Raw genomic sequence first — 23472 nt, 5'->3', positions numbered from 1 at the left:
ATGGCGGCGGCCAGTTCGGTGGCGTTGGCGTAGCGTCCGCGCGGGGCTCATAGACCCCCCCGATCCCGGCCCCGCCGGGCGGATCGCCGCGCAGGGCCACGATGTGGTTCACGCCCGCAGCCTTGTACTCGGCGATCACCTCGTCGATCTCCCCGCGCGAGGCCTCCACGCAGGTCAGGTGCGCGGCGGGCTTCAGGCCGGTTTCGGACAGGATGCGGGTGACGGTGCGGTGGGTCCGCTCCCGCGTCGAGCCGCCGGCGCCATAGGTCACGGACACGAAGGCCGGGTTCAGCGGCTCCAGCCGCCGCACCGCGTTCCAGAGGTTCTCTTCGGCCTGGTCGGTCTTGGGCGGAAAGAACTCGAACGATACGCGCGGCGCGGCGCCGCCCGGTTGTCCGGCGCGGGCCACCGGTCCCAGCGGCGACAGCAGCAGGGCGCGGGCCTCGGCCAGGCTGGCGGGGGCGGTCATGCCACGCTCCTTTTCGCGGTTTCGGCCCGCGTGGCGGTCCAGATGGTGACGGTGAGGTCTTCGGTGTCGGGCGGCAGGGCGATGGGGGCGGAAGTGGCCAGCCCCGCCTCCCTCAGCCAGCCGGCGATCTCGGCGTCCGAGAAGCCCAGGCGGCGATGCTGGTGTTCCTCGCGCAGCTGCTCCAGCGCGTGGGGGGCGAAATCCACGATCAGCAGGCGTCCGCCCGGCGCCACCAGGCGCGCGGCCTCGCGAACGGCGGCGGCGGGGTCGATCAGATAGTGCAGGACCTGATGGACGATCACCAGATCGGCGCTCTGGCCGGGCAGGCGGGTGGCGAAGATGTCGCCGTGGCGCAGCTCCACCTTGTCCAGACCCGCCTTCGCGGTGTTGCTCCGGGCGATGTTCAGCATGTTCTGGCTCAGGTCCAGGCCGATGCACAGGCGCGCCTTCTTGCCCAGCAGCGTCAGCATGCGGCCCGAGCCGGTGCCCAGATCCACCACCCGGTCGAAGGGTCCGGGACCGGCGGCGCGCTCGATGGCCGCCTCCACCGCGCTTTCGCAGACGTACAGCGAACGCATCTGGTCCCAGCGCGGCGCCACCTGTTCGAAATAGGCGGCCGCCTCGGCCTCACGCTCCCGGCGGACCTCCTCCAACCGGACGTGGTCCTGATCGGCGGCGCCGTCCTCCAGCAGGTCCAGCACCATGTCCACCAGCCGCCGCGCGGCCAGGTCGGACGACAGGCGGTAGAACACGCGCGCCCCGTCGGGGAATCGCTCGATAAGACCGGCGTCGGCCATCAGCTTCAGATGGCGTGACACGCGCGGCTGGCTCTGGTCCAGTATGCGCGACAACTCCATGACGGACAGCTCGTCGCCCGCGAGCAGGGTCAGGACCCGGAGACGGGTCGGCTCTCCCGCGGCGCGCAGGGCTTCCACAGCCTGATCGGACGTAAACGACATGACGTCATATAAAGATATCTTTATATGATTATGCAAGCAAAATTCCTTGGCCTGGCAGCGGTTCTCGGCCTCGCCCTGCCGCTGCTGGCCGGCTGCGACTCTCGCGGGGAGGACGGGGGGAGCGAGGCTGCGCCCGTCGCCGAATCCGTCTCGGCGGCCGACCTTGCGGAAGAGCCGCCCCTCCTGGACGCCTCGACCGATCCCGCAGACGAGCCCTCTGCGGCCGTTGAACCGGACCCCGCGCCGCCGCCCGTGCGCATGGCCGCGCGGCGCATGGAGCCCTCGCCCCGGACACCGCCCGAACCTGCGACCGACGTAGAGCCCCTGATCGTCATCGGGCCGCGCGACGGCGAAACCCTGGGCGAATACCGGGCGCGGGCCGAACGCCTGTTCAACCGTCTGGACACAGACGGCGACGGTCGGCTGGACCGCGAGGAGATCATTTCGGGCGTGGGTCAGGTCCGCCTGCGCAACGCCCTGGAGCGCGCCGACATCGATCTGGACGACCATGTCTCCCGACAGGAGTTCAACGACCTGGCGACCCGCGCCTATCAGCGTCTCGACGCCGACGGCAACGGCGTGATCACCGAGGCGGAGTTCGAGGCCGGCGACCCCCTGGGCGCCGAATAGGCCCGCTTATTCCCGCATCTCGCACCGCCAGTCCCCTTCCCCACAAGGGGTTGCGCCGCTCGTCCCGTCTTTTTCGCCCCCCTCCCCGCACGCCCCTTACACTGGGCCGTTCAAACCGACGGGAGGCGATTTCAGACAATTCAGACAATTCAGACCCTGTTTTTTTGGGGGCCGTTGCACTCCAATTGCACTGTTTTTCCGCTTCGGAGTCTCACCGGGCCGGGGCGCCCACCTTGTCATCCCGGAAACGCCGAAGGCGTTATCCGGGACGGGACCGGTCATTCCTTGATCAGGCCCGGACGGAGCATCGCGACGAGCCGGGCCGATGTGTCCACCTCCGCCGCTCGCCCGGCTCAGCCTCGCGGCTGTCCGGGCGTCCAGTTGGTGAAGGGCAACGGTCCCGGCTCTCCGCTTCGCGTCGGCCGGGATGACAAGGGCGCCCGTTGCACTCCATTGCACTGTTTTCCGTCCCGGAGTCTCACTCCACCGGGGTCTTCAGCGGCCGTCCCTCGAAGTGGGCCGACAGGTTCTCCAGCAGCAGGCCCAGCATGCCCTGGACCGCCTCGTTGGTGGCCCCGGCGGTGTGGGGGGTCAGGGTGGTGTTGGGCACGTCGGCCCAGCGCGCCGGGTCCGTGGGCTCGGTCTCGAACACGTCCAGCGCCGCATGGCCCAGCTTGCCCGCTCGCAGGGCCGCGATCAGGGCGTCCTCATCCACCAGCTGGCCGCGCGCCACATTGACCAGCAGGCCGTCCGGTCCCAGCGCCTCGATCACCGCGCCTGAAATCAACCCCCGGTTGTTTTCATCGGCCCGGCAGGCCACCACCAGTACGTCGCTGTCCCGCGCCAGGTCCTCTAACGACGCCGCCCGCGGCCATGGGGCCTCCTTCTCGCGCGGTCCCCACCAGGCGACCCGCATCCGCAGGGCCTCGCAGCGACGCGCCACCGCCTCGCCGATCAGGCCCAGGCCCACGACGCCGACGCGCAGGTGGTTCAGGGACGGGGTGATGGTCTTGGCGTCGGGGGTCCACTGGCCGGCCCTCAGCGCCCGGTCGCCCTCGGTGATGCGCCGCCGCGCCGAGAGGACCAGCCCCAGGGCGTGGTCGGCCACGTCCTCGTGGTTCACGCCGGGCGCATGGGTGACCGGCAGGCCCTTCTCGCGGCACCAGTCCACATCGATGCCGTCATAGCCCGAGGTGAAACAGGCGATCAGCTCCAGCCGCGGCAGGCTCTCGATCAGGTGCTTGTCCAGTTCGAACTCGCCGGCCACCACCATGGCGCGGATATCCTCCCGCGCCTCCACCGGCGGCCCCTCCCAGAACCGGTAGACCGTATAGGCCCCGTCCAGAAAGGCCGTCAGCGGCGCCAGATGCCGCTGCATGATCAGGATCGCGGGACGGTCGGTCATGCAACGCTCATCCGGGTCGGAGCCGCGGCCCCCTTACAGGAGGATGTTCTCGAAGGCCTCGTGGTTGCCATAGAGCACGATCCGCATGTCCGCCACGCCGTCGCCGTCCACGTCGGCGGCAAGAAGGGTGAAACCGGCCCCCGGCAGCCAGGTCAGGGTCAGTTGGCCCGCCTGTCCGGTGAACTCGCCCACCCGCTCGAAAACCTGATTGCCGGCCACGTTGGCGTTCGCATCGATGTTGCGCAGGTCGATGAAGTCATCGGCCCCCAGATCCATGATGCGGTCGTAGTCGGCGAAGCTGGAATCCGACACCTCATTGTATTTGAAGATGTCCGACCCGCCTCCGCCGGTCAGATAGTCCGCGCCGCCATTCCCGATGATGATGCTGTCAGCACTGTTGCCGATGATGATGTTGCTCAGGGCGTTGCCCACGACGTTGGCGTTCGCCCCACCCAGGAGGGTGATGTTCTCCACATGAGTGAAACGGGCGTCGAAGCTGACGGAGCTCAACACCGTGTCGACGCCGCCGCCGGCCAACTCGATCACCACATCGTTGCGGCTCTCCACATGGTAGATGTCGTCGCCCGCGCCGCCCTCCATGCGGTCCGCGCCCGCGCCACCGTCCAGCACATTGGCGCCCGCGTCGCCGGTCAGGACGTCGTCGAAGGACGAGCCGAGGATGTTCTCGAAGCCCGAAATGACGTCGCCCTCGGCGTGGCCGCCCGAGGCGGTGTTGTCGCTGAGGTTGATGGTCACCCCGGCCGACGAGCCGGCGTAGCTGACGGTGTCGATCCCGTCTCCGCCCTCGAGGATGTCGGCGCCGGCTCCGCCACGGATCAGGTCGTCGCCGTCGCCGCCCGACAGGCGGTTATCGCCGTCGTCGCCGATGAGTTCGTCATCACCATAGCCGCCAAGGACGCCCTCGATGCTGATCAGGGTGTCGCCGTCGCTGCTGGCGCCGGTGGAGAGATCGACCCGCAGGTCCGCATCGTCCTCTTCGTAAGATGCAATGTCGAAGCCGTCCCCGCCGTCGAGGATGTCGGCGCCTTCGCCGCCTTCCAGCCGGTCATCGCCTTCGCCCCCGAACAGGGTGTCATTTCCCTCACCGCCGAACAGTTGGTCGTCGCCGGCCTCGCCGTGCAGGATGTCGTCGCCGCCATCGCCGATCAGGGCGTCGTTTCCGTCCCCGCCGTGAATGACGTTGTCCGCATTGCCGCCGAACAGGATGTCGTCGAAGGCGGAGCCGATCAGGTTTTCGATGCTCTCGAAGCTGTCGCCTTCCGCGCCGTCGTCAGCGGCGTTGAACAGGAGGTCGACATAGACGCGCCGGGAGGCGTTGGCATAGCTGAGGGTGTCGGTCCCGGCCCCGCCGATGAAGGTGTCGGGCCCGACACCGGCCGCGGCGATCAGCAGATCGTCCCCGTCGCCGCCGTCGTAGGTGCGGGCCGGCCCTGCGGTGGCGGTGATGATGTCGTCGCCGGCCCCGCCGCCGACGAAGACGGCGTCGCCGGAATATTCGATCACATCATTCCCGGCCGTGCCGGTGAACGTGTTTCCGGCCTCGCCGGGCGCGTCACGGGTGTCGAGGATCTCCATGACCACATCGCCCGAGGCGCCGATGAAGGTGACGACCATGCGGCCGTCCGGCAGCAGCGCCACGCCCGGCGCCGAGGCGTCCCCGCCCGCCGCGTCGACGACGGCCAGGTCACCGACCGGGTCGCCCAACCCGTCGATTCTTTGGACAACCAGGTTGCCGGTTTCAGCGTCGATGATGGTGACGAGCCAGGTTCCGTCCGGGAGGGTATGCACGCTGGGGGAGGTATCGTCGCCGGCGGCCACTCCAGAAAGTGTTGTCTGTTGCCCGAGGTCGTTGCCGTTGTTCTGGTATCGCTGGCTCACAACGGCGTCGCCGCTCGTCCAGACCATGACGAAACCACCATTCGGCAAGGCGGACAGACTGGGAGAGTGGTCCCCCACGCCGGGTCCACCGTTCGAGAATTCCGTCGCGCGACGGACGACGCCCTCCTGATCCACGATGAAGAGAAGGATCTGGCTATCACCATCGATCAAGGCAGAGACAGCGACCGCATAACTTCCGTTTGCCAGAGCGACGACCGCAGGCTCGCCCTGGATGCCGGCATCCGTCGCGAGGTCGAACAGGTTGGGATCATTAAACGCGGCAGAAGCCGGGCTCGAGGCGTCAAAGACAAAGCCGCGAAGGATGCTCTCCCCCGTTTCCGTCGTTTCGCGCCAGACCGCCAGTCCGGAGGTCTCCGAAGCGACTGCGACCTGAGGATCGAAACCGGAAGGGTTCGCCCCCGATAGCGTTACGTCGAAGAACAGATTGCCCGAGGGGGACGGCGTGCCGGATGCGTCGAACCGGATGATCAGGACATCTTCAAGGCCGGCCTGGTTTCGCTCAAACACAGCGAAGAAGCCGCCGTCCGCCGTCGCCTGGATGTCGCTGTTGCCGGCCAGGTGGCCCTCGGAGCCCACGTTGATGATGAACTCGCCGTTCACCGGATTACCCAGCGGATCCAGGATCTGTCCGACGATGTTGCTGACGGCGGGCTCTCCCGGCGCCTGGGTCGTCGCAGTCCAGGTGATCAGGATGTTGCCGTTGCTGAGAACGGTGACGCGCGCGTCTGCGCGGGTTCCCGCAGTCGTGGTGTTGACGGTGACGGCGTCAAGCCAGGTGGCGGGCGTAGCGGGCATCGGGACGATCCTTGTGTGCGGTTCGACCGGCGGCCGGCGCCGGACGCGGTCGTGGCGATGCAGGCGCCGGTGTCAGGCACGGCTGCGTCGGGATGGCGCCTGTAGAGCACTGCCGCGTGGTCGCCAGCGTTGGAATTGCCGTGGAAACGGCGTTGAAACGGCTGCAGCGCCGGCCGGCTCAGGCTTCGGCGATGAAGCGCCGCACGGCGGCGGTGAAGTCGGCTGCGGCAGGTTCGCGGCCGATCAGCAGATGGTTGTTGCTGTCCAGACCCACGAACTCGGCCGACGGAATGGCGGTGGCCAGCTCCCGACCGGTGGCCATGGGGATGCGGCGGTCGCCCCGGCTGTGGATCACCAGGGTGGGCGCCTTCACCGCACCGAGACGGTGGCGGACGTCCAGCTCGGAGAAGGCCTGAAGGAAGCGCACCGCGTTGCGCGACGAGGTGGTCTGGCGCTGGAACTCGTCGAACCAGTCCAGTTCGTCCGGGGTCGCGTCGGGCATGAAGGTGCCCGAGAAGATGCGCCGGTATGCGGGGTCGGGCCGGCCCCAGCCCGCCTCGGTCAGCACCATGACGGCCTCGCGCTCACGAACCTCCGCCGGAGTGGCGATGTGGCGCCAGCCGGCGGGATAGCCGCCGAACAGGATCAGGTGGGACACCCGCTCCGGATGACGGGCGGCGTACTCGATGGAGACCGAAGCCCCCTGACTGATGCCCAGCAAGGGGAACCGTTCAAGGCCCGCCGCATCGACCACGGCCTCCAGATCGGAGACGAAGGTCTCGAGACTGATCTCGGGCGCGTCCCAGTCCGACAGGCCGCAGCCGCGACTGTCATAGCGGACAAGGCGATGGGTGGCAGCCAGATCGCGATACAGGGGGCTCCAGATGGGCGCTTCCCAGTCGAGCTCCAGATGGGTCAGCCAGTTGGCGGCCTTGACCAGCGGCGGCGCGTCCTCACGCCCCACCGAGGCCCAGGCCAGGCTGACGCCGTCGGCGGCGCGGACGAAGCGGACTGTCTGGCGCGGCCGGGGGGCGTCAGGTCGAGGACGATCGGACGGCGCCGCAGATGTCACAGCGGGCGTCGACCATGCGGGGGCGGTCAGACCCGCATCCCGGAACACCGTCTCCAGCTCGTCGGCGGATCGCCGCGCCTCCTCGGCGCCCCTCGCCCGGCGGGTCATGGCGACCACTGCGCGGGCGGCGTCGGGATCGAACGGCTGGTCGTCCAGCCAGCGCACGGCCCAGACCAGCGCCTCGTCCGCGCCCGTCTCGAAGTCCAGCGCCAGCCGCCGGGCCACCCCCGCTCGCAGCTGGGCGAGAGCCTGACGTTCGCGGTCCAGCCAGACGGCGAAGGCCGGCTGATTGGCGAGCTCGCAGTCGTCCAGCAGGATGTTGTCCGCCGTCCGCCAGGCCTCGGCCAGATCCTCGAAGGCCGCTTCGGGGTCGTCAGCGCAGGCCTGAATCCGGCGCAGGTCGACGTCCACGTCGTCGCTGACGACCTCCACCCGCTCGCGGTCGGCGGTCAGGCGCTCCACCCCGTCGCGGTTCAACAAGGGCCGCAGCTTGGTCAGCGACCAGCGCAGCGCCCCGCGCGGGTCGTCAGGCACCTCCCAGAACAGCTCACAGAGTCGGTCGCGCCGCTGGGGGCTTCTAATCAGGATCAGATACCCCAGCAGGGCGCGGGTCTTCCGCGAGGCCGGAAGCTCGAGCCGACGACCGGCCGCCCAGACCTCCAGGCTTCCAAGCAAATTCACCGCCAAGCCTGGGGAGACGACGGTGGGAGACGCGGCCATGAAGCCTCCGTATTATCCCCGGATACAGACTGAACTGTAACACAGCCGGGCCCCGACGAGAATCAGCGAAACCCGGCCGTAGACGGGGTTTCCGTCCCGGCGCGGGCGTCGTCCTTGCAGCGGATCGAACCTGGCCTAGCGCCCGAACTTCTGGAACTTGATCCGGTGGGGGATGAGGCTGTCGGCGCCGAGGCGGCGCTTCTTGTCTTCCTCGTAGGCTTCGAAATTGCCCTCGAACCATTCCACGTGGCTGTCGCCCTCGAAGGCCAGGATGTGGGTGGCCAGACGGTCCAGGAACCAGCGGTCGTGGGAGATGACCACGGCGCAGCCAGCGAACTGTTCCAGCGCCTCTTCCAGGTTCTGCAGGGTCTCGATGTCCAGATCGTTGGTCGGTTCGTCGAGCAGGATCAGGTTGCCGCCGGACGCCAGGGTCTTGGCCAGGTGCACGCGGTTACGCTCACCGCCCGACAGCTGGCCGACCTTCTTCTGCTGGTCGCCGCCCTTGAAGTTGAAGCTGCCCACATAGGCGCGGGTGTTGATCTCGCGCTTGCCGACCATCATCACGTCGGTGCCGCCGGAGATGGCCTGCCAGATGGTCTCGTCCGGCTTCAGGTCGTCGCGGGACTGGTCCACATATGCCAGCTTGACGGTCTCGCCGACCTTGATGGTGCCGCCGTCGGGCTGCTCCTGGCCGGTGATCAGCTTGAACATGGTCGACTTGCCGGCGCCGTTGGGGCCGATGACGCCGACGATGCCGTTGGGCGGCAGCTTGAAGGTCAGGTTGTCGAACAGCAGCTTGTCGCCATAAGACTTCTGCAGGCCCTCGACCTCCAGCACCACATTGCCCAGGCGCGGCCCGGGCGGAATCTGGATGTGGGCGTGGGTCTGGGCGCCGCGGGCGCTCTCCTGCTCCTCGACCATGCGCTCATAGGCGGCCAGACGGGCCTTGGACTTGGCCTGACGGGCCTTGGCGCCCGAGCGGACCCATTCCAGTTCGCGGGTCAGGGCGCGCTGGCGGGCTTCGGATTCGGAGTTCTCCTGAACCACGCGCTTCTGCTTGGCCTCCAGCCAGCTGGAGTAGTTGCCCTCGTGGGGGTGGCCCTTGCCGCGGTCCAGCTCCAGCGTCCACTTGGTGACGAGGTCGAGGAAGTAGCGATCGTGGGTCACCAGGATGACGCAGCCGGGGAAGTTCTCCAGGTGGTGCTGCAGCCAGGCCACGGACTCGGCGTCCAGGTGGTTGGTCGGTTCGTCGAGCAGCAGCATGTCCGGCTTGCTGAGCAGCAGGCGGGCCAGGGCCACGCGGCGCTTCTCACCGCCGGACAGGTTGGTGACCTCCCAGTCGTCGGGCGGACAGCGCAGGGCGTCCATGGCCATCTCGATGCGGCTGTCGATGTCCCAGACGTCGGCGGCGTCGATCTTCTCCTGCAGCGCCGTCATCTCTTCCATCAGCGCGTCGGAGTAGTCCTCGGCCATCTCGGCGGCGATGGCGTTGAAGCGCTCGACCCACTGTTTCTCCTCGCACCAGGCCTCGACGTTCTGACGCACGTTCAGCTCGGGGTTCAGGTGCGGCTCCTGCTCCAGATAGCCGCGCTTGATGCCGTCGGCGGCCTTGGCCTCGCCCGAGAACTCGCTGTCGAGACCGGCCATGATCTTCAGCAGGGTGGATTTACCGGAGCCGTTGACCCCGACCACGCCGATCTTGGCGTCGTTGTAGAAGCTGAGCCAGATGTTCTCGAAGATCTTCTTGCCGCCAGGAAAGGTCTTGGTCAGGCCCTGCATCTGGAAGATGTATTGCTGCGCCATGAGGTGCGGTGCGCCCTTGCTTGCGTTCGTGTGGGGAGGTTGCGCGGGATGTAGCGATTGCGAGGGCTTTAGGCAAACGCAGCGGCGTCAGTCCCGGGCCGGAAGCAGCGCCAGCAGGCCGTGGGTGAAGCCGCGCGGGGCCACGGTCAGGTGGTCCTCGTCGTTCAGAACCTCGCTGGAGAGGGTCAGTCCCTCATAGTTGCGGGACCGGAGCCGCGCCTCGAAGCGGGCGTTGTCGCCGACCATGTCATAGCGGTTGTTGCGCCGCCCCCCGCCCGGAACCTCGTACTCCCCGATGTACATATAGACCCGCGCCGGCAGGGCCGTATGGGCGCGGGCGTAGTCGGCCTCGGCCCGCATCATGGCGTGATCGCCGAACCAGAAGGACGGGCTGCCGAGGATATAGCCGTCGAACAGCGTGGGCTCGCTGAACATGATCTGGGCGCCCAGCAGGCCGCCGTAGGAATGGCCCAGCAGGATGCGGCGCGCCGGATCACCCCGGAAGCGGCCTTCGATGAAGGGCAGGACCTGCGTCTTCAGATAGGTCTGGTAGGCCGCGCCGCCGCCGGTCCGGTCATTGATCGCGACAGGGGTGTAGTCGCGGGCGCGGCTGGCCATTCCGCCCTCGCCCACCGCATAGGACAGGCCGACCAGGATGAACTCCTCGATGACCGGCTCGTTCAGGTTCACCCGGCGGGTGATCTGGCGCAGCAGCGGGAAGGCGTAGTCGGCGTCGGTGACGTAGAGCACGGGATAGCGGCGGTCCGGTTCGGCGCCATAGCTGGGCGGGAGGGCGACGAAGACCTGATAGTCGCGGCCGGACACCGGATCGGGCACGTCCCAGACCTGGGTGCCGAGGATTTCGTAGGGGCTCCCCTGCCCGCGCTGGGCGGTCGCTGATGAGGGCGGCTGGGCCGGTGGCTGTTCTGCGCTCGTCGCCGTATCGCCACAGGCCGACAAGCCCACTGTCAGCAAACCCGCCAGCATCAACCCTCGTCTCAGCATCGCACACCTCTCTGAAGCTTGGCCGCAGGGATGACGAGGCGCGGGGACCGAAATATGACGCTCAGGCGTAGTTGAAGCTGATGGAGACCCGCTCGGCCTTCGCGGCGTTGGGGGGGACCTCGTGGCGGAGCCAGCTTTCCCACATCAGGATCGTGCCCTCGGCGGGCGCCAGATAGACGAAGGGGCGCTCGGCCTCGGGGGCGTCGGCGTGGACGGCCGGGCGGGCCATCATCATGGGCAGGCGCGGGTCTTCCAGCTTGAGGGACGAGGCCCCGTCGGGGACCGCCAGATAGACCGTGCCCGACAGGAAGGCGTGGGGGTGGATGTGGCCGGTGTGGCCGCCGCCGGGCTTCAGGACATTCACCCACAGGTTGTCGAGGCGGGGCTTTCGGGCCAGGTCGAAGTTCAGCGCCTTCGCATAGGCAGCGGCGTGGCGATCAAGGTGGCGCTTGAGCTCGGCGAACTCGGGGAAGCGGCGCGGCAGGTCGTTCAACGACCCGTATGACGTGTAACCGCGATAGCCATGGCTGCGGCACCAGACGCGCCCGGCCGTGTCCTCGGACGCCAGCATGGCGATGAGGTCCAGCAGGCTTTCGTTGAGGAGCTCGAAACCGGATGTGTCGGCCAGAGAGGCCTCATAGACCTGGGTGACGAAGAGGGGGCGCAGGGACATGGCCAGCCGGAGATGGGCCGATCGGGCGGGGTGGAAGTGAGACTCCGGGACGAAAAAACAGTGCAATGGAGTGCAATGGAGTGCAATGGAGTCTAACGCGCCGAAAAAAACAGGGTCTGAATTGTCTGAATAGTCTGAAATCGCCCTCCTGCTCGCAGATTCGCCGCGCGCCATTATAGGGCCGGTGGAGAGAGCGGGGGAAAAAGGCGGTCCCAGGGACGCCAACCCTTGTCCGCAAGGCGGTCCGGAGACGGAGAAAGCGGGATTTAGCGGGTTGCGGCTCAACCGGACCGGGCGGTTTATGTTTGAGGGTCGCCGGCTGTCCGCTACCCTGTCCGACAGGCGGGCGGATGGACCAGGGGCTTCGATGACACAATCGGGAACGGACGCCAGCTGGCACTGGAGCGACTATTGGCGCGACGCCAAGCCCGAGGTTCTGACCACGGGGCCAGCCGGGGGCCGCCGCCCGTTCGAAGCCCGAACCCTGTGGCTGTCTTTCTTCTCGGAACTCGCGCCGGGCTCCCACGTGCTCGACCTGGCCACCGGCGGGGGGCAGGTGGCGGGCTATGCCTGCGAAGCGGCGAGGCTGGGCGAGCGTGCGTTCGAGGTCGTGGGCGTCGATTACGCTGACCTTCCCTTGAGCAAGGGTCCGTTCAGGCTGGTCGGGGGCGTCCGCCTCGAGCAATTGCCCTTCGAGGCCGCAACATTCGACGCCGCCTCGTCACAGTTCGGGATCGAATATGCCGATCGCCGGGCCGCCCTGGCGGAACTGGCCCGTGTTCTGAAGCCCGGGGCCCCGCGCTGCTCCTGATGCATCACGAAAACAGCGTCATCACCCAGCAGGCCCGGACGCAGTTGACCGCCCTGGACCGCGTCGAGGGGGGCGGAGCCTTGATCAGATTGGCCCGACAGGCGTTCCGGGCGCATCAGGCGAACCTGTCCGGCGACAAGGTCAGAGCGGCCGAAACGGCGTTCCGGAAGGCTGTGGCCCGCGCACAGACCCGGTTGGGTGATGACGCCAGAGCCATGACCGCCCGTCAGTATCTGGGCTTCATGGCCGACCTGGCCGGGCGTAGCGCGGCCTATCGCCCGGAAAGCGCCCTGCAGAGCCTGGCCCAGGCGGAAACGGCCAACACGGCCTGGCGCCGTCGTCAGCATAGCCAGATCCGGTCCGCGCTGGATGAGGCCGGCATGTCAGCCTTCCTGAGCCAGGCCCGGGATCGCGGCCTGACGGTCGAGCAGAAGGCGGAGGCATACGACGATCACAGCGCGCTCATCGGCTGGCGTATCAGGCTGAAGAAGACCGGGTGACCTGACCGCCCTACTCCAGCCCCACCTCTTCCGGGGTGGCGGGCGGGGTGGTGATGTTTTCGCGCAGGCGGCGGGCGGCGTGCTCGCAGCGGCCCGGCAGACCGAAGAACAGGCCGAACACTTCACTGCGCGAGGCTTCCTCCTCGCGGGCGATGGCGGCGTCCCACAGGGCGGTGCGCTCGGCGGCGGCGGCCTCGGCGGCGGCGAGGCTCTCGGGCGACTGGCGATCGCGGGCGGCGTTCAGACCGGCCTGGAAATCGGCGGCCTCGAGCCGGCCCAGACGCATGATCTCCTGATCCAGGTCCGACGGATCGGTCAGGGTCTCACCCAGACGCACATGGCCCGTGACCAGGGCCTCGCACCAGGCGGTGAGCGCATAGTCGTCGGTCGGGGCGCCGGGCGGCAGGGCGTAGGAATAGGCGATCGCCTCGCGAACCCGCACAGAGTCCGTGCTTTCAACTGCAGTGCCGCCTGTGCGGATGGGGCCGTCGTCGACGGGCTGGGCGGCGAGAGCGGCGATGAAGGCGAAAAGAACGGACATGCGGCTTCCTGAATAGCGAATGGCGTCGTGGACAGACGCAGGGCGCCCGAACCAGCGACCCTAACGCATGAACGGCCCAGGTGGTTTTTGTGGGGCGGCGAAATAGCGCATCGGCCAAGAAAAAAGGGCGGCGGACCCGAAAGTCCGCCGCCCCGATTTCACACTGACAGCTTCTTTTAGAAGTCGGCGGTGACGCCGAAGAAGATGTAGCGGCCCATGGAGTCATAGACGCCCGGGTAGGTGTTGCCGTTGCCGCCGCCCGAGTAGCTGAGGGGCGGATCCTTGTCGAACACGTTGTTGATGCCGACGCGGAAGCGGGTGTTGTCGAACGCCTGCCAGGTGGCCCCGATGTCGAACCAGTTGTAGGCGTCGAAGTAGCGGTCGATGCGGGTCGAGTTGGCCGGCAGATTGTAGTGCTCGACTTCACCGTGGTAGCGCCAGGTCAGCAGCAGGTTCACGTCCCAGGGGGTGGACCAGCTGGTGGTGAACCGGTGACGCCATTCGGGAGCGCCGAAGCCGCAGTTGTTTTCGTAGAAGCCGACGCATTCCAGACCCGGAGCGCCGTCGAACGGGGTGTTCTCCAGCGTTTCCAGCCAGGTGCCGGTCATGTTGAAGGCCAGGCCGCCCATGCCCGTCAGACCGAAGTCGTCCAGGTTCATGTTGTAGTTGACGACCACGTCCACGCCCTTGGTCACTTCACCACCGGTGTTGATGGTGAGGTTTTCCACGAAGCCGGTGTTGGTCCACAGCTGGCCACCCGCCGAACGGTTGAGACGGGCGCAGGCCGCCGCATCCGGGCTCGAGAAGGCGCCGAGGCCGTAGCAGGCGTCGATGGTGTTGTTGGCGCCGAAGGTGCCGATGGCGCCTTCGATCTCGATGTCGAAATAGTCGATCGACATGTTGAAGCCCGGCAGGAAGGTCGGGGTGAAGACCACACCATAGGTATAGGTGTCGGCTTCTTCCGCGTTCAGGGCCGGGTTGCCGCCGGTCAGGTTGTTGTACTGACCCGCCGGGCTGTCGATGAACGCCTGGCCGTAGTTGGCGGCCGGGACGCCCGTGGCGGTGCACTGGGCCAGAGTGGCCGTAGCCGCCGCGCCGCAGGGATCGCCGCCGCCGCGACCGAACAGGACCACGTTCTGGGCGTTGAAGAAGTTGAACACGTTGGGCGCACGAACCGCACGGGCATAGGAAGCCCGGAAGCGGACATCGCTGGTGGGCGCCCAGTCGAGGCCGATCTTGTAGGTGTCGGTGTCCTCGGCGAGGTTGTACTTCGAGTGACGATAGGCGGCGTCCAGGGTGATGGACTCGGCGAAGGGCAGGCCTTCCGCGATCGGGAAGATCAGCTCCGCGAAGTAGTCGCGCGCCACGGTGGCGCCGGAGATGCCGATGAAGGCGCCGCCCTGACCCGCGCCGTCGCCCGACTGATAGCCGGAGTCGGTGTTCACGGTCAGGTAGTCACGACGGTATTCCGTACCGAAGGCGACCTGCATGCCCGAGGAGGCCCAGGGGCTCTGCACGCCGTAGACGCCCAGGTCGCCGGTCATGGCGGCGGTCAGGACCTGATTGGTCACATAGCCGGTCGCGATCAGCGGCAGGGTCAGATAGTCGATCTGCTCCTGGGTGATGCCGCCCGGACGGAACGGGTTGTAGGGCACGCAGTTGGGGTCCGTGCCATCGACGACCGAGCGACAGGTCGGGGTGCCGCCCACGTCCACCACGTCAAGGGCGCGGCCCAGACGCTGGGTCGAGAAGTCGCCGAGGTAGCGGTCGGTGTACTGCACGCGGGCGTATTGCGCCGTCAGGTCGTAGGACCAGGCGTCGCTGATGTCGCCGCGCAGGCCGCCGACGAGGCGGTAGGAGTTCAGGTTGTAGTCCTGAATCCGCGGGCCGCCTTCGACGTTACGACGGCCGACGTAGAACAGGACGTCCTCGTCCGCCGCGATCTGGGCCGGGGTACAGATCAGCGCCGACTGCTGGGCCGACAGGAGCGGGTTTCCGCAGTTGATGCTGTCGTTGTTGAAGAACGAACCCGAGGGCGCGATCTGGGCCAGGGTCGAGCTGTCGGTGAACATCAGCTGGGTGTAGACCTCAGCCGCGCGGTTCAGCTCGTAGTTGGCGAACACGCCGAAGGAGTAACGCTCTTCCGGACGCATGTAGTAGTTGATCGGCGCGTAGTTGTACGCGTGGATGTTCGGGTTGTACGGAATGAACTCGCCGGCCGGGTTGTTCGGGTTCAGCGTGTAGCCATAGGTGGCGAAGTCGGTGAAGTAGCCGCCCGAGCTGGTGGCCGAACCGCCGCAGCTGAAGGTGTCGGGGCCGCTGGCCGCATTCGGGGCGCCGGCGGCGCAGGCCGAGTAGTCGCGGTCCGCCTGGAACACCGGGTTGTTTTCACGATAGGTGAAATAGCCGGTGATGTTGCCGCGGCCGCCGTCGACGTCGGTGCCGACGACCAGGCTGAACTGCGAGGTCTCGCCGTCACGGACATTGTTGTCCGGCAGCCGGAACTCGCCAGGGTTGGTGAGACCGCGACGGGCGATTTCCTGGCTGATGTTGCCCACGCCGTCGAAGTCGTTCTCGTGCTGGTAGAAGCCGTACTGGGCGTCAACGCGCACGCCTTCGAAATTCTTGCGCATGATGAAGTTGACGACACCGGCCACGGCGTCGGCGCCGTAAACGGCGGAAGCGCCGCCGGTGTAGACTTCAACCCGCTCCACCATGACGGCGGGGATCTGGTTCAGGTCGGCGGCGGCGATGGCCGGCGAGCCGTAGGGCATGCGGCGGCCGTCGATCAGGACGACGGTGCGGTTCGGGCCGAGGCCGCGCAGGTCGACCGTGGCGGTGCCGGACGAGCCGTTCACGACGGTCGAGGTCTGACCGGCGAAGACCTGCGGCAGCTGGTTGACCAGATCCTCAACGCGGGACACGCCGGCGTTGGTGATGTCCTCGCCCGTGACCTGGGTCACCGGGCTGGTGGTCACCAGGTTCGCCTGGGCGATACGCGTACCGGTGATGACGATCTCGTCGACACGGGTCGCTTCCTGGTCCTGAGCCTGCGCCATGGCAGGGGTCGCGGCAAGCGCGAGCAGCGCAGCGCCGCCGATCATCGTCGAGGCCAGCAGGCGCTCACGAGTATTCTGGATGTTCAAGGGTCACCCTCCTGAGACCGGCGATTTGTATCGGCCAAAATGACCGACCTGCCCCCGCCCGGTACGTTTGATTCAGCAGTCATCCGCGGAAATATTTCCGGCAGATTGAAGGGCACGATAGGAATTGCGACCTTATAGCGTCAACGGAATTACAGGGCTGTAAGGTTGTCGTCGTCGGACTGTCGCATTCGCGCCACGGTTCTGTCGCTGTGGGGCCTTGCTGGCGGCGCGCGTTTCGCGGTGGCATACAGGGTCGAATTCCGTCGGCGACAGAAGGCCTCGCACCATGACTTTCCTCAGAACGGCCCTGCCCCTCCTGGCGGCCTTGGCCATCCCCGCGCTCGCCCAGGCACAGGAGGCCCCCCGGCCCGAGCTGCTGAACCGCCTGACCGACTGCCGGGCCATGACCGATCCGGCGGCGCGGCTGTCCTGCTACGACACGGCGGTGGAGGCGCTGGACGCCGCTGAACGTCAGGGCGAAGTGGTGGTGGTCGACCGCGCCCAGGTGCGCGAGAGCCGCCGGGCCCTGTTCGGCTTCGAAATGCCCAGCCTGCCGGCCTTCGGACGGGTGACGGCGGCCGAGGACGAGGTCTCCAGCGTGGAGACCACCCTGACCCGCGCCAGCCGCGGCGGCGACGGAAAATGGGTGTTCCGCCTGGCCGACGGCTCCACATGGCGCCAGATCGATTCGGAATCGGTGTTCTTTTCCAACCGCGAGGGGACCGAGGTGCGGGTGCGCCGGGCGTCCATGGGCAGCTTCATGATGACCCTGGGAAGCAGCCGCGCCGTGCGCGTGCGTCGGGACCAGTGAGCTTCCGGCCGCTGGCGCCCGGCGTGCGGGTCTGGGGCCAGATTCACGCGGACGACGTGGTCCGGGCGAAGGACCTGGGGGTCACGCTGATCGTCAACAACCGGCCAGACGGCGAGGAGCCGGGGCAACCCGCCTCCGCACAGGTTGAAGCCTGGGCGCGGGCGGCCGGACTGGACTACGCCTCGGTCCCCGTCCGGGGCCGTCCGACGCCCGAGGACGCGGCGGCCCTGGCGGACCTGCTGGCGAAGACGGACTCGGCCCTGATCTTCTGCCGATCCGGCATGCGCTCGACCGCCGCATGGGCCATGGCCCAGACGGCTTCGGGGGCGATGAGCCCGGACGAGGCGCGGGCGGCGGCGGCGGCGGCCGGTTATGATCTCTCGGGTCTGCCGCTCTAGCGCTGGACGGCCACGCGGGCGGCGTAGGGCGCGGCCGGTTCGGGCGTGCAGGCGGCGGTGATCAGCTGCGCCGCCATGAGACACAGCACGGCGGCGGCCAGGGGCTGGAGCCGATTTGAGACAGTGATGAGGGCGTCCAGGGCGATGATTCGGGCCATTTCGGCGTCTCCGGGCGTTTCAGACCGCCTTGACCGCAAGCTCCGCGCCGTCCGGAATGGGACGCCATGATCCCCTTCGTGAAAGCCTTCGATCCGGAATACGGCGTCTGCCGCCGCGTCTCGCCGCGCATCCGGCGGGTTGTCGCGAACAATCCGGGGCCGTTCACTTTCACAGGGACCGGGACCTACATCGTGGGGAACGGGACGGTGGCGGTGATCGACCCGGGGCCGGACGACGGGGCGCATCTGGAGGCGCTGCTGGCGGCGGTGGAGGGCGAGACGGTCAGCCATGTGCTGGTGACCCACACCCACCGGGACCACGCGCCGCTGGCCCGGCCGTTCGCGGACGCGGTGGGCGCTCTGGTGCTGGCGGCCCGGCCGCCGGCGCGCGAGACCCACGCCTCGGGGGCGCTGGACGAGGCGGAGGACCAGACGTTCCGTCCGGACGTGATTCTGAGTGATGGCGACCGGATCGCGGGGCCGGACTGGACCCTGGAGACCCTGGCCACGCCGGGCCATGCCTCCAACCATCTGGCCTTCGCCCTGATCGAGGAGAACGCCCTGTTCAGCGGCGACCATGTGATGGGCTGGGCCACCTCGGTCGTGGCGCCGCCCGACGGGGACATGGGCGCCTATATGGACAGCCTTGAGCGGGTGACGGCGCGGGGTTTCGACACGCTGTGGCCCACCCACGGCGCGCCGGTGACGGACGTGGCCCCTTTCCTGACGGCCTACAAGGCGCACCGGCTGGAGCGGGAGGCGCAGATCCTGGCGCGGCTTGAAGCGGGCGACCGGACCATCGGCGAGATGGTCCCGGGCCTGTATGCGGCGGTGGACGCGCGGCTGTGGCCCGCAGCGTCCCTGTCAGTGCTGGCGCACCTGATCGACCTGACCCGGCGGGGCGTGGTCGTGAGTGACGGGGAGCCGGGGCTCGGCGCGGCGTTCGCCCCTCGGTGAGGGCGATCACCGTGGCCCTGATGCATCACCTTGCCGGACACGCGCCGACAGACGGCCGGGTTCGCAGGACTGTTACAGAACTCAAACGGCCACGTCACAGAGCTTGGCCATTAGCGGACCTCGAACGCCGTTAGGCCGGGTGCGGACCAATCCCGCCCGGTTTTCGGCATCCACCGAGGACCGCACCATCATGACCCTGACCGCCCGAGCCCTCGCCACCGCCTCCGTGCTGGCCCTGCTCGCCCCCGCCGCCGTACACGCCCAGGCTCCCGCCGGGCAGATCCAGGGTCGCGTGACCTCGGCCGAGACCGGCGCGCCCCTGGCCGCGCCCGGGTGAGCGTGGCGGGCAGCCCCGTGGTCGCCCTGACCGACGAAGCCGGCGCCTTCACCCTGACGGGCGTGCCCGCGGGCGCAGCCACGGTGACGGTCAGCTATCTGGGCCTGGCGGACACCAGCGCCGCCGTCGAGGTCGCCGCCGGCCGCGCGGCCAGCCTCAACATCGCCCTGGGCGGCGAGGCGGGCGTGACCGTGGACGCGGTGGTGGTGATGTCGCAGCGCATCGCCCAGAACGACGCCCTGAACCGCTATCGCAACTCCGACGCCATCGCCAACTATGTGGCCGCCGACGACATCGGCCAGTTCGTCGACCAGAACGTGGCCGAGAGCCTGCAGCGCCTGCCGGGCGTGTCCATCACCCGCGACCAGGGCGAAGGCCGCTTCGTCAGCGTGCGTGGCGTCGGCCCGGGCCTGAGCACCGTGACCGTCAACGGCATGCGCATCGGCACCCCCGAGGACAGCGACCGCGCCGTGCCGCTGGACGTGATCCCGTCGGGCTCCATCGACCTGCTGGAAATCGTCAAGGTTCCCACCCCTAACATGCCGGGCGACGCCATCGGCGGCTCCATCGACGTGCGCTCGGGCTCGCCGTTCAACGAGAACCAGAACTACAATTTCCGCTACCGCCTTGAAGGCTCGTACAGCGAGCTGAGCGAGGACTTCAATCCGGAAGCGCGCCTGAACTACACCAGCCTGTTCAGCGTCGGCGGCGGCCAGGACAACCTGGGCGTCTCGCTGGGCATGAACTACCTGGACCGCACCTTCGAATCGAACAACCTCGAGGCGGCCTACAGCTTCAACGACGACCTGGGCGACGACGAGTTCGTCATCGAGGAAATCCAGCTGCGCAAGTACTTCGTCAACCGCGAACGCTTCGGCGCCAACCTGAACCTGGAATACCGGCCGACGGCGAACGACACCTTCTTCGCCAACGCCCTGTTCAGCCGCTTCACCGACGCCGAGACGCGCCAGCGCAGCATCTTCGTGTTCGCCGACGCGACCTGACCGCCTTCAACGGCGAGGCCGCCACGTTCGAGGACATCGATGAAGACGGCTTCCGTCGCCGCATCCGTTTCCGCACCAAGGACCAGGACACCCTGGCCCTGGCCTTCGGGGGCGAGCATCAGCGCGGTCTGTGGTCGTTCGACTACCGCATCGGCCACTCCATGACCGACGAGAACGTGCCCGACGAGATCGAGGGCCGCTTCGAGAATGATCAGTCGCCGCTGGACGCCGTCGTGCGCCAGGGCGCGGGCATGCCGACCTTCCAGATCCTGTCGGGCGGCGCCGCGGACACCAGCTACCTGGACAACGCCAACTACGCCTTCGACCGCGTGGTGTTGGCGCCCAAGTTCGTGGACGACGACGACACCAACCTGAACTTCAACGTCGAGCGGGCCGAAGCCTTCGGCGTGGCGGGCTTCACCCTGAGCGGCGGCATCGACCTGCGCTTCAAGCGCAAGGTGACGGATGTGGGCGAAACCGAGCTGCGCAACGTGCCGGATATCCGGCTGGACCAGTTCACCACCGGAGCGCCCGGCTATCCGTTCCACCCCCTGGGCGACGGGATCAGCAGCGCCGGCTTCGTGGACTTCTTCAACACCAACCGCTCAAGCATCCTCGAGCGGCCCCAGGACGTCGAGGACAACCTGATCCTCAACACCGCCGAAGACTATTCTGCGGATGAGGACGTCTCGGCCGGTTATCTGATGGGCACCTGGGACTCCGGCCCCTGGCGCTTCATCGTCGGCGCCCGCGTCGAGCACACCGAATATTCGGCTCAGGGTTCGGAGCTGAACTTCGACGACAGCGGCGACCTGACCATCAATCCCCGCTCGGTGGAATCCAGCTACACCAACGTGCTGCCGGGCATTCACGCCCGCTTCACCCCGCGCGACGACCTGGTCATCCGCGCGGCCTGGAGCAACACCATCGCGCGGCCCAGCTTCGGCGACCAGTCGCCCCGCTTCGAGATCAACAACGAGGATCTCGAGATCAACATGGGCAACCCCGATCTGGAGCCCTACGAGTCCAGCAACCTCGACCTGCTGCTGGACTGGTATCCCGGCGGCGGTTCGGTGATGTCGGTGGGCGTGTTCTCCAAGGAGCTGGACAGCTACATCGTCGAGCGCACCTTCCAGAATGACGCCCAGTTCCCGGGCTTCGAGGTCACGCGCCCGGTCAACGGCACCGACGCCTCGATCCGCGGCATCGAGCTGAACCTGGAGCAGGAGCTGGGCCGCTGGGCGCCGGCGCTGGACGGCTTCCTGGTGGGCGCCAACGCCACCCTGCTGGACACCGAGTTCACCGTGGACGGCCGCACCGAGACCTTCAGCCTCCCCCAGGCGGCGGAAGAGAGCGCAAACTTCTACGTCGGCTACGAGCAGGGCCGTTTCAGCGGCCGCGTCAGCTATTCGTTCCGCGGCGAGTACCTGGAGGAGATCGGCGACAGCCGCGAGTTCGACGTCTATGTGATGGAGAGCCAGCAGCTGGACCTGACCGCCTCGTTCCGCGTGAACGACGCCATCGAGGTGCTGTTCGAAGCGCAGAACCTGCTGGACGATCCGCTGGAGCTCTATCAGGGCACGCCGGCCACCACCCTGCAGTTCGAGGAATACGGCGCCACCTTCGCCATCGGGCTCAAGGGCCGGTTCTGATCCTCAACCGATAGAGACACTCCGCCTCGCCTCCCCCGCCCCGTGCGGGGGAGGTTTTTCTTTGGAATCAGAGCTCCAGGGCGCAGCGTTCGTGGATGGTGGGACGGCTGACGACCACGCGGGACAGGCCCGGCCAGGCGGGGGTGAGGCGCCGGGCGAACCACAGGCACAGGTGTTCAAGGGAGGGGACCTCGAGGCCAGCGTGCTCGTTCAGCATGCCGTGGTCCAGCTCCCCGGCGGCGGCTTTCAGGGCGGCGTCCAGCGCATTCAGGTCCGCAACCCAGCCGTTGGCGTCCAGCCGGTCGGAGCGGATCGACACCTCCACCTGGAACGAGTGGCCGTGGATGCGCCGATAGGGGCTGCCCTCCGGCTCGTTCGGAAAGTGGTGCGCCGCGTCGAAGGTCGCGGCCTTGGTGATTTCGAAGACAGGCTTGGTCATGTCAGGGTCAACGCACGCCGATGTATTTGTGGGTCTGGACGCTGAGGCGCCATTTGGGGTGTTGCAGGCAGTAATCCATGGCCGCCGCCGTGTTGGCCTCGGTGTCGGGGCCGTCCATGGGCTGGAGCCAGAAGCGTTCGAAGTCCATGTCGGCGAACTGCTCGGGCCGGGCCAGCGCCTGCGGATAGACCAGTTTCAGCTCCTGCCCCGTGGTCTGGAGCACCGGGGCGTCGGCCTTGGGGCTGACGCAGATCCAGTCGAGGCCGTCCGGCGCCACGACGGTGCCGTTGGTCTCCACCGCGATCTCGAAGCCCCGCGCGTGCAGGGCGGCGATCAGAGGCGGGTCCAGCTGCAGCAGGGGCTCGCCGCCCGTGCAGACCACCAGACGGGGACCGCCCGCCCCGCCCCGCCACAGGGACGCGACGCGGTCGGCCAGAGCCTCGGGCGCGGCGAACTTGCCGCCGTCAGGGCCGACGCCGACAAAATCGGTGTCGCAGAACGAGCAGACGGCCGTGGCGCGGTCCTGTTCGCGCCCGCTCCACAGGTTGCAGCCGGAAAAACGCAGGAACACGGCGGGACGGCCGGCCTGTCCGCCCTCGCCCTGAACGGTGAGGAAGATTTCCTTGACGGTGTAGGTCACGCGCCCGCCGCCCACTGGTCATAGCCGGCCGCGCGCAGCTCGCACGCCGGGCAGGTTCCGCAGCCGTAGCCCCACGGGTGACGGTGATCCCGGTCGCCCAGATAGCAGGTGTGGCTGTCCTCGATGATCAGCTGGACCAGGGCATCGCCGCCCAGATCGTGGGCCAGGGCCCAGGTCTCGGCCTTGGTCAGCTGCATCAGAGGCGTTTCGATGGAGACCGGCTTGTCCAGACCCAGCGACAGGGCCTGCTGCATGGCGTCCATGGTCTCGCGACGGCAGTCCGGATAGCCGGAAAAGTCGGTCTCGCACATGCCGCCCACCAGCACCTGCAGCCCGCGCCGGTCGGCCAGGGCCGCGGCGTAGGTCAGGAACACCAGATTGCGGCCCGGCACGAAGGTGGTGGGCAGGCCGCGGGCGTCCATCTCGATGGCCCGGTCACTGGTCAGGGCGCTGTCGGCGATGCGGCCGAAGCCGGTGATGTCCACCACATGGTCCGGGCCGAGGCGGTCCGCGACACCGGGCAGGACTCGGGCCATGCCGTCGCGCACCCTGAGTCGCGCCTGCATCTCGACCGCGTGGCGCTGGCCATAGTCGAAGCCCATGGTCTCGACCCGCGCGAAACGGCCC

22 protein-coding genes and 1 pseudogene are annotated in these 23472 nt (G+C 67.9%); 9 read left to right on the top strand and 14 right to left on the bottom strand.

The window, feature by feature from the left end; translation table 11 throughout:
• Together MBEBAB_RS11015 and MBEBAB_RS11010 are read right to left on the bottom strand one after the other, a co-directional pair.
• Positions 1 to 469, bottom strand: a pseudogene (locus tag MBEBAB_RS11015) (methylenetetrahydrofolate reductase); the annotation flags it as partial.
• Positions 466 to 1428, bottom strand: a complete 963-nt coding sequence (locus MBEBAB_RS11010) for an ArsR/SmtB family transcription factor (RefSeq protein ID WP_021698072.1) — start codon at positions 1426 to 1428, stop codon at positions 466 to 468. The gene MBEBAB_RS11010 and the pseudogene MBEBAB_RS11015, both read right to left, overlap by 4 nt.
• A gap of 24 nt (positions 1429 to 1452) precedes the next feature.
• Between MBEBAB_RS11010 and MBEBAB_RS15240 the strand changes: the two genes are divergently transcribed.
• On the top strand, positions 1453 to 2058 hold the full coding sequence (locus MBEBAB_RS15240; protein ID WP_081703502.1) for an EF-hand domain-containing protein: 606 nt from the start codon (positions 1453 to 1455) through the stop codon (positions 2056 to 2058).
• Positions 2059 to 2536: 478 nt separating this feature from the next.
• On the opposite strand, the gene MBEBAB_RS11000 is transcribed toward MBEBAB_RS15240, so the two are convergent.
• The 6 genes from MBEBAB_RS11000 to MBEBAB_RS10975 form a co-directional block, all read right to left on the bottom strand.
• Entirely contained in the window at positions 2537 to 3463 is a 927-nt protein-coding gene (locus tag MBEBAB_RS11000; RefSeq protein ID WP_021698070.1) for a 2-hydroxyacid dehydrogenase, read from the bottom strand.
• A gap of 33 nt (positions 3464 to 3496) precedes the next feature.
• The gene (locus MBEBAB_RS18100; RefSeq protein WP_021698069.1) at positions 3497 to 6178 is read right to left on the bottom strand and encodes a calcium-binding protein; all 2682 of its coding nucleotides are present in this window, start codon (positions 6176 to 6178) and stop codon (positions 3497 to 3499) included.
• Between the two features lie 178 nt (positions 6179 to 6356).
• Positions 6357 to 7970: a bifunctional AfsR/SARP family transcriptional regulator/alpha/beta hydrolase gene (locus tag MBEBAB_RS10990; RefSeq protein WP_021698068.1), complete on the bottom strand. Its 1614-nt coding sequence runs from the start codon at positions 7968 to 7970 to the stop codon at positions 6357 to 6359.
• A gap of 135 nt (positions 7971 to 8105) precedes the next feature.
• Positions 8106 to 9773 carry an energy-dependent translational throttle protein EttA gene (gene ettA / locus MBEBAB_RS10985; RefSeq protein WP_021698067.1) on the bottom strand — a complete coding sequence of 556 codons (1668 nt, stop codon included), beginning with the start codon at positions 9771 to 9773 and terminating at the stop codon, positions 8106 to 8108.
• Positions 9774 to 9860: 87 nt separating this feature from the next.
• The gene (locus MBEBAB_RS10980) at positions 9861 to 10760 is read right to left on the bottom strand and encodes an alpha/beta hydrolase (protein WP_021698066.1); all 900 of its coding nucleotides are present in this window, start codon (positions 10758 to 10760) and stop codon (positions 9861 to 9863) included.
• A gap of 79 nt (positions 10761 to 10839) precedes the next feature.
• Positions 10840 to 11451: a TIGR02466 family protein gene (locus MBEBAB_RS10975; protein ID WP_021698065.1), complete on the bottom strand. Its 612-nt coding sequence runs from the start codon at positions 11449 to 11451 to the stop codon at positions 10840 to 10842.
• Positions 11452 to 11818: 367 nt separating this feature from the next.
• On the opposite strand from MBEBAB_RS10975, the gene MBEBAB_RS10970 reads away from it, so the two are divergent.
• Positions 11819 to 12262 carry a class I SAM-dependent methyltransferase gene (locus MBEBAB_RS10970; RefSeq protein WP_021698064.1) on the top strand — a complete coding sequence of 148 codons (444 nt, stop codon included), beginning with the start codon at positions 11819 to 11821 and terminating at the stop codon, positions 12260 to 12262.
• Positions 12262 to 12762: a hypothetical protein gene (locus MBEBAB_RS10965; protein WP_021698063.1), complete on the top strand. Its 501-nt coding sequence runs from the start codon at positions 12262 to 12264 to the stop codon at positions 12760 to 12762. Before MBEBAB_RS10970 ends, MBEBAB_RS10965 begins: the two co-directional genes overlap by 1 nt.
• Before the next feature lie 10 nt (positions 12763 to 12772).
• On the opposite strand, the gene MBEBAB_RS10960 is transcribed toward MBEBAB_RS10965, so the two are convergent.
• Both MBEBAB_RS10960 and MBEBAB_RS10955 read right to left on the bottom strand, forming a co-directional pair.
• Complete coding sequence (locus MBEBAB_RS10960; protein WP_021698062.1) at positions 12773 to 13303, bottom strand: hypothetical protein; 531 nt, start codon at positions 13301 to 13303, stop codon at positions 12773 to 12775.
• Between the two features lie 176 nt (positions 13304 to 13479).
• On the bottom strand, positions 13480 to 16449 hold the full coding sequence (locus MBEBAB_RS10955; protein WP_021698061.1) for a TonB-dependent receptor domain-containing protein: 2970 nt from the start codon (positions 16447 to 16449) through the stop codon (positions 13480 to 13482).
• 286 nt (positions 16450 to 16735) lie between these two features.
• Here MBEBAB_RS10955 and MBEBAB_RS17660 point away from each other — a divergent pair, with 286 nt between their 5' ends.
• Together MBEBAB_RS17660 and MBEBAB_RS10945 are read left to right on the top strand one after the other, a co-directional pair.
• Positions 16736 to 17260: a hypothetical protein gene (locus MBEBAB_RS17660; RefSeq protein ID WP_021698060.1), complete on the top strand. Its 525-nt coding sequence runs from the start codon at positions 16736 to 16738 to the stop codon at positions 17258 to 17260.
• Positions 17257 to 17658, top strand: a complete 402-nt coding sequence (locus MBEBAB_RS10945; protein WP_021698059.1) for a protein tyrosine phosphatase family protein — start codon at positions 17257 to 17259, stop codon at positions 17656 to 17658. Before MBEBAB_RS17660 ends, MBEBAB_RS10945 begins: the two co-directional genes overlap by 4 nt.
• Here MBEBAB_RS10945 and MBEBAB_RS16705 read toward each other — a convergent pair.
• Positions 17655 to 17816, bottom strand: a complete 162-nt coding sequence (locus tag MBEBAB_RS16705; RefSeq protein ID WP_021698058.1) for a hypothetical protein — start codon at positions 17814 to 17816, stop codon at positions 17655 to 17657. The two genes, MBEBAB_RS10945 and MBEBAB_RS16705, sit on opposite strands and share 4 nt — an antisense overlap.
• A gap of 66 nt (positions 17817 to 17882) precedes the next feature.
• Between MBEBAB_RS16705 and MBEBAB_RS10940 the strand changes: the two genes are divergently transcribed.
• From MBEBAB_RS10940 to MBEBAB_RS10930, 4 genes are all read left to right on the top strand, one after another.
• The gene (locus MBEBAB_RS10940; RefSeq protein ID WP_021698057.1) at positions 17883 to 18773 is read left to right on the top strand and encodes an MBL fold metallo-hydrolase; all 891 of its coding nucleotides are present in this window, start codon (positions 17883 to 17885) and stop codon (positions 18771 to 18773) included.
• A 139-nt stretch (positions 18774 to 18912) separates the two neighbouring features.
• A complete protein-coding gene (locus MBEBAB_RS16245) occupies positions 18913 to 19110 on the top strand; it encodes a hypothetical protein (RefSeq protein WP_021698056.1) in 198 nt (65 codons plus the stop codon).
• On the top strand, positions 19107 to 20114 hold the full coding sequence (locus tag MBEBAB_RS16240) for a TonB-dependent receptor (RefSeq protein ID WP_148291514.1): 1008 nt from the start codon (positions 19107 to 19109) through the stop codon (positions 20112 to 20114). Before MBEBAB_RS16245 ends, MBEBAB_RS16240 begins: the two co-directional genes overlap by 4 nt.
• The gene (locus tag MBEBAB_RS10930) at positions 20006 to 21766 is read left to right on the top strand and encodes a TonB-dependent receptor (protein WP_306302025.1); all 1761 of its coding nucleotides are present in this window, start codon (positions 20006 to 20008) and stop codon (positions 21764 to 21766) included. Before MBEBAB_RS16240 ends, MBEBAB_RS10930 begins: the two co-directional genes overlap by 109 nt.
• A 67-nt stretch (positions 21767 to 21833) precedes the next feature.
• Here MBEBAB_RS10930 and MBEBAB_RS10925 read toward each other — a convergent pair whose 3' ends face one another.
• From MBEBAB_RS10925 to queC, 3 genes are all read right to left on the bottom strand, one after another.
• Positions 21834 to 22205 carry a 6-pyruvoyl trahydropterin synthase family protein gene (locus tag MBEBAB_RS10925; protein ID WP_021698053.1) on the bottom strand — a complete coding sequence of 124 codons (372 nt, stop codon included), beginning with the start codon at positions 22203 to 22205 and terminating at the stop codon, positions 21834 to 21836.
• 7 nt (positions 22206 to 22212) lie between these two features.
• Entirely contained in the window at positions 22213 to 22845 is a 633-nt protein-coding gene (queE, locus tag MBEBAB_RS10920; protein WP_021698052.1) for a 7-carboxy-7-deazaguanine synthase, read from the bottom strand.
• Positions 22842 to 23472, bottom strand: a 631-nt coding sequence (gene queC, locus MBEBAB_RS10915; RefSeq protein ID WP_045319224.1) for a 7-cyano-7-deazaguanine synthase QueC, incomplete at its 5' end; no start/stop codon positions are given. The genes queC and queE, both read right to left, overlap by 4 nt.

It is taken from the genome of Brevundimonas abyssalis TAR-001, from assembly GCF_000466985.1.
GTDB classification, from domain to species: domain Bacteria; phylum Pseudomonadota; class Alphaproteobacteria; order Caulobacterales; family Caulobacteraceae; genus Brevundimonas; species Brevundimonas abyssalis.
Note: the sequence above shows the minus strand (reverse complement) of the source record. Positions and strands in the feature narration are given on the sequence as shown.

Excerpts from the sequence above, each read along its gene's own strand:
- MBEBAB_RS11010 (WP_021698072.1), bottom strand. The coding sequence starts at position 1,428 with ATGTCGTTTACGTCCGATCAGGCTGTGGAAGCCCTGCGCGCCGCGGGA.
- MBEBAB_RS15240 (WP_081703502.1), top strand. The coding sequence starts at position 1,453 with ATGATTATGCAAGCAAAATTCCTTGGCCTGGCAGCGGTTCTCGGCCTC.
- MBEBAB_RS11000 (WP_021698070.1), bottom strand. The coding sequence starts at position 3,463 with ATGACCGACCGTCCCGCGATCCTGATCATGCAGCGGCATCTGGCGCCG.
- MBEBAB_RS18100 (WP_021698069.1), bottom strand. The coding sequence starts at position 6,178 with ATGCCCGCTACGCCCGCCACCTGGCTTGACGCCGTCACCGTCAACACC.
- MBEBAB_RS10990 (WP_021698068.1), bottom strand. The coding sequence starts at position 7,970 with ATGGCCGCGTCTCCCACCGTCGTCTCCCCAGGCTTGGCGGTGAATTTG.
- ettA (WP_021698067.1), bottom strand. The coding sequence starts at position 9,773 with ATGGCGCAGCAATACATCTTCCAGATGCAGGGCCTGACCAAGACCTTT.
- MBEBAB_RS10980 (WP_021698066.1), bottom strand. The coding sequence starts at position 10,760 with ATGCTGGCGGGTTTGCTGACAGTGGGCTTGTCGGCCTGTGGCGATACG.
- MBEBAB_RS10975 (WP_021698065.1), bottom strand. The coding sequence starts at position 11,451 with ATGTCCCTGCGCCCCCTCTTCGTCACCCAGGTCTATGAGGCCTCTCTG.
- MBEBAB_RS10970 (WP_021698064.1), top strand. The coding sequence starts at position 11,819 with ATGACACAATCGGGAACGGACGCCAGCTGGCACTGGAGCGACTATTGG.
- MBEBAB_RS10965 (WP_021698063.1), top strand. The coding sequence starts at position 12,262 with ATGCATCACGAAAACAGCGTCATCACCCAGCAGGCCCGGACGCAGTTG.
- MBEBAB_RS10960 (WP_021698062.1), bottom strand. The coding sequence starts at position 13,303 with ATGTCCGTTCTTTTCGCCTTCATCGCCGCTCTCGCCGCCCAGCCCGTC.
- MBEBAB_RS17660 (WP_021698060.1), top strand. The coding sequence starts at position 16,736 with ATGACTTTCCTCAGAACGGCCCTGCCCCTCCTGGCGGCCTTGGCCATC.
- MBEBAB_RS16705 (WP_021698058.1), bottom strand. The coding sequence starts at position 17,816 with ATGGCCCGAATCATCGCCCTGGACGCCCTCATCACTGTCTCAAATCGG.
- MBEBAB_RS10940 (WP_021698057.1), top strand. The coding sequence starts at position 17,883 with ATGATCCCCTTCGTGAAAGCCTTCGATCCGGAATACGGCGTCTGCCGC.
- MBEBAB_RS10925 (WP_021698053.1), bottom strand. The coding sequence starts at position 22,205 with ATGACCAAGCCTGTCTTCGAAATCACCAAGGCCGCGACCTTCGACGCG.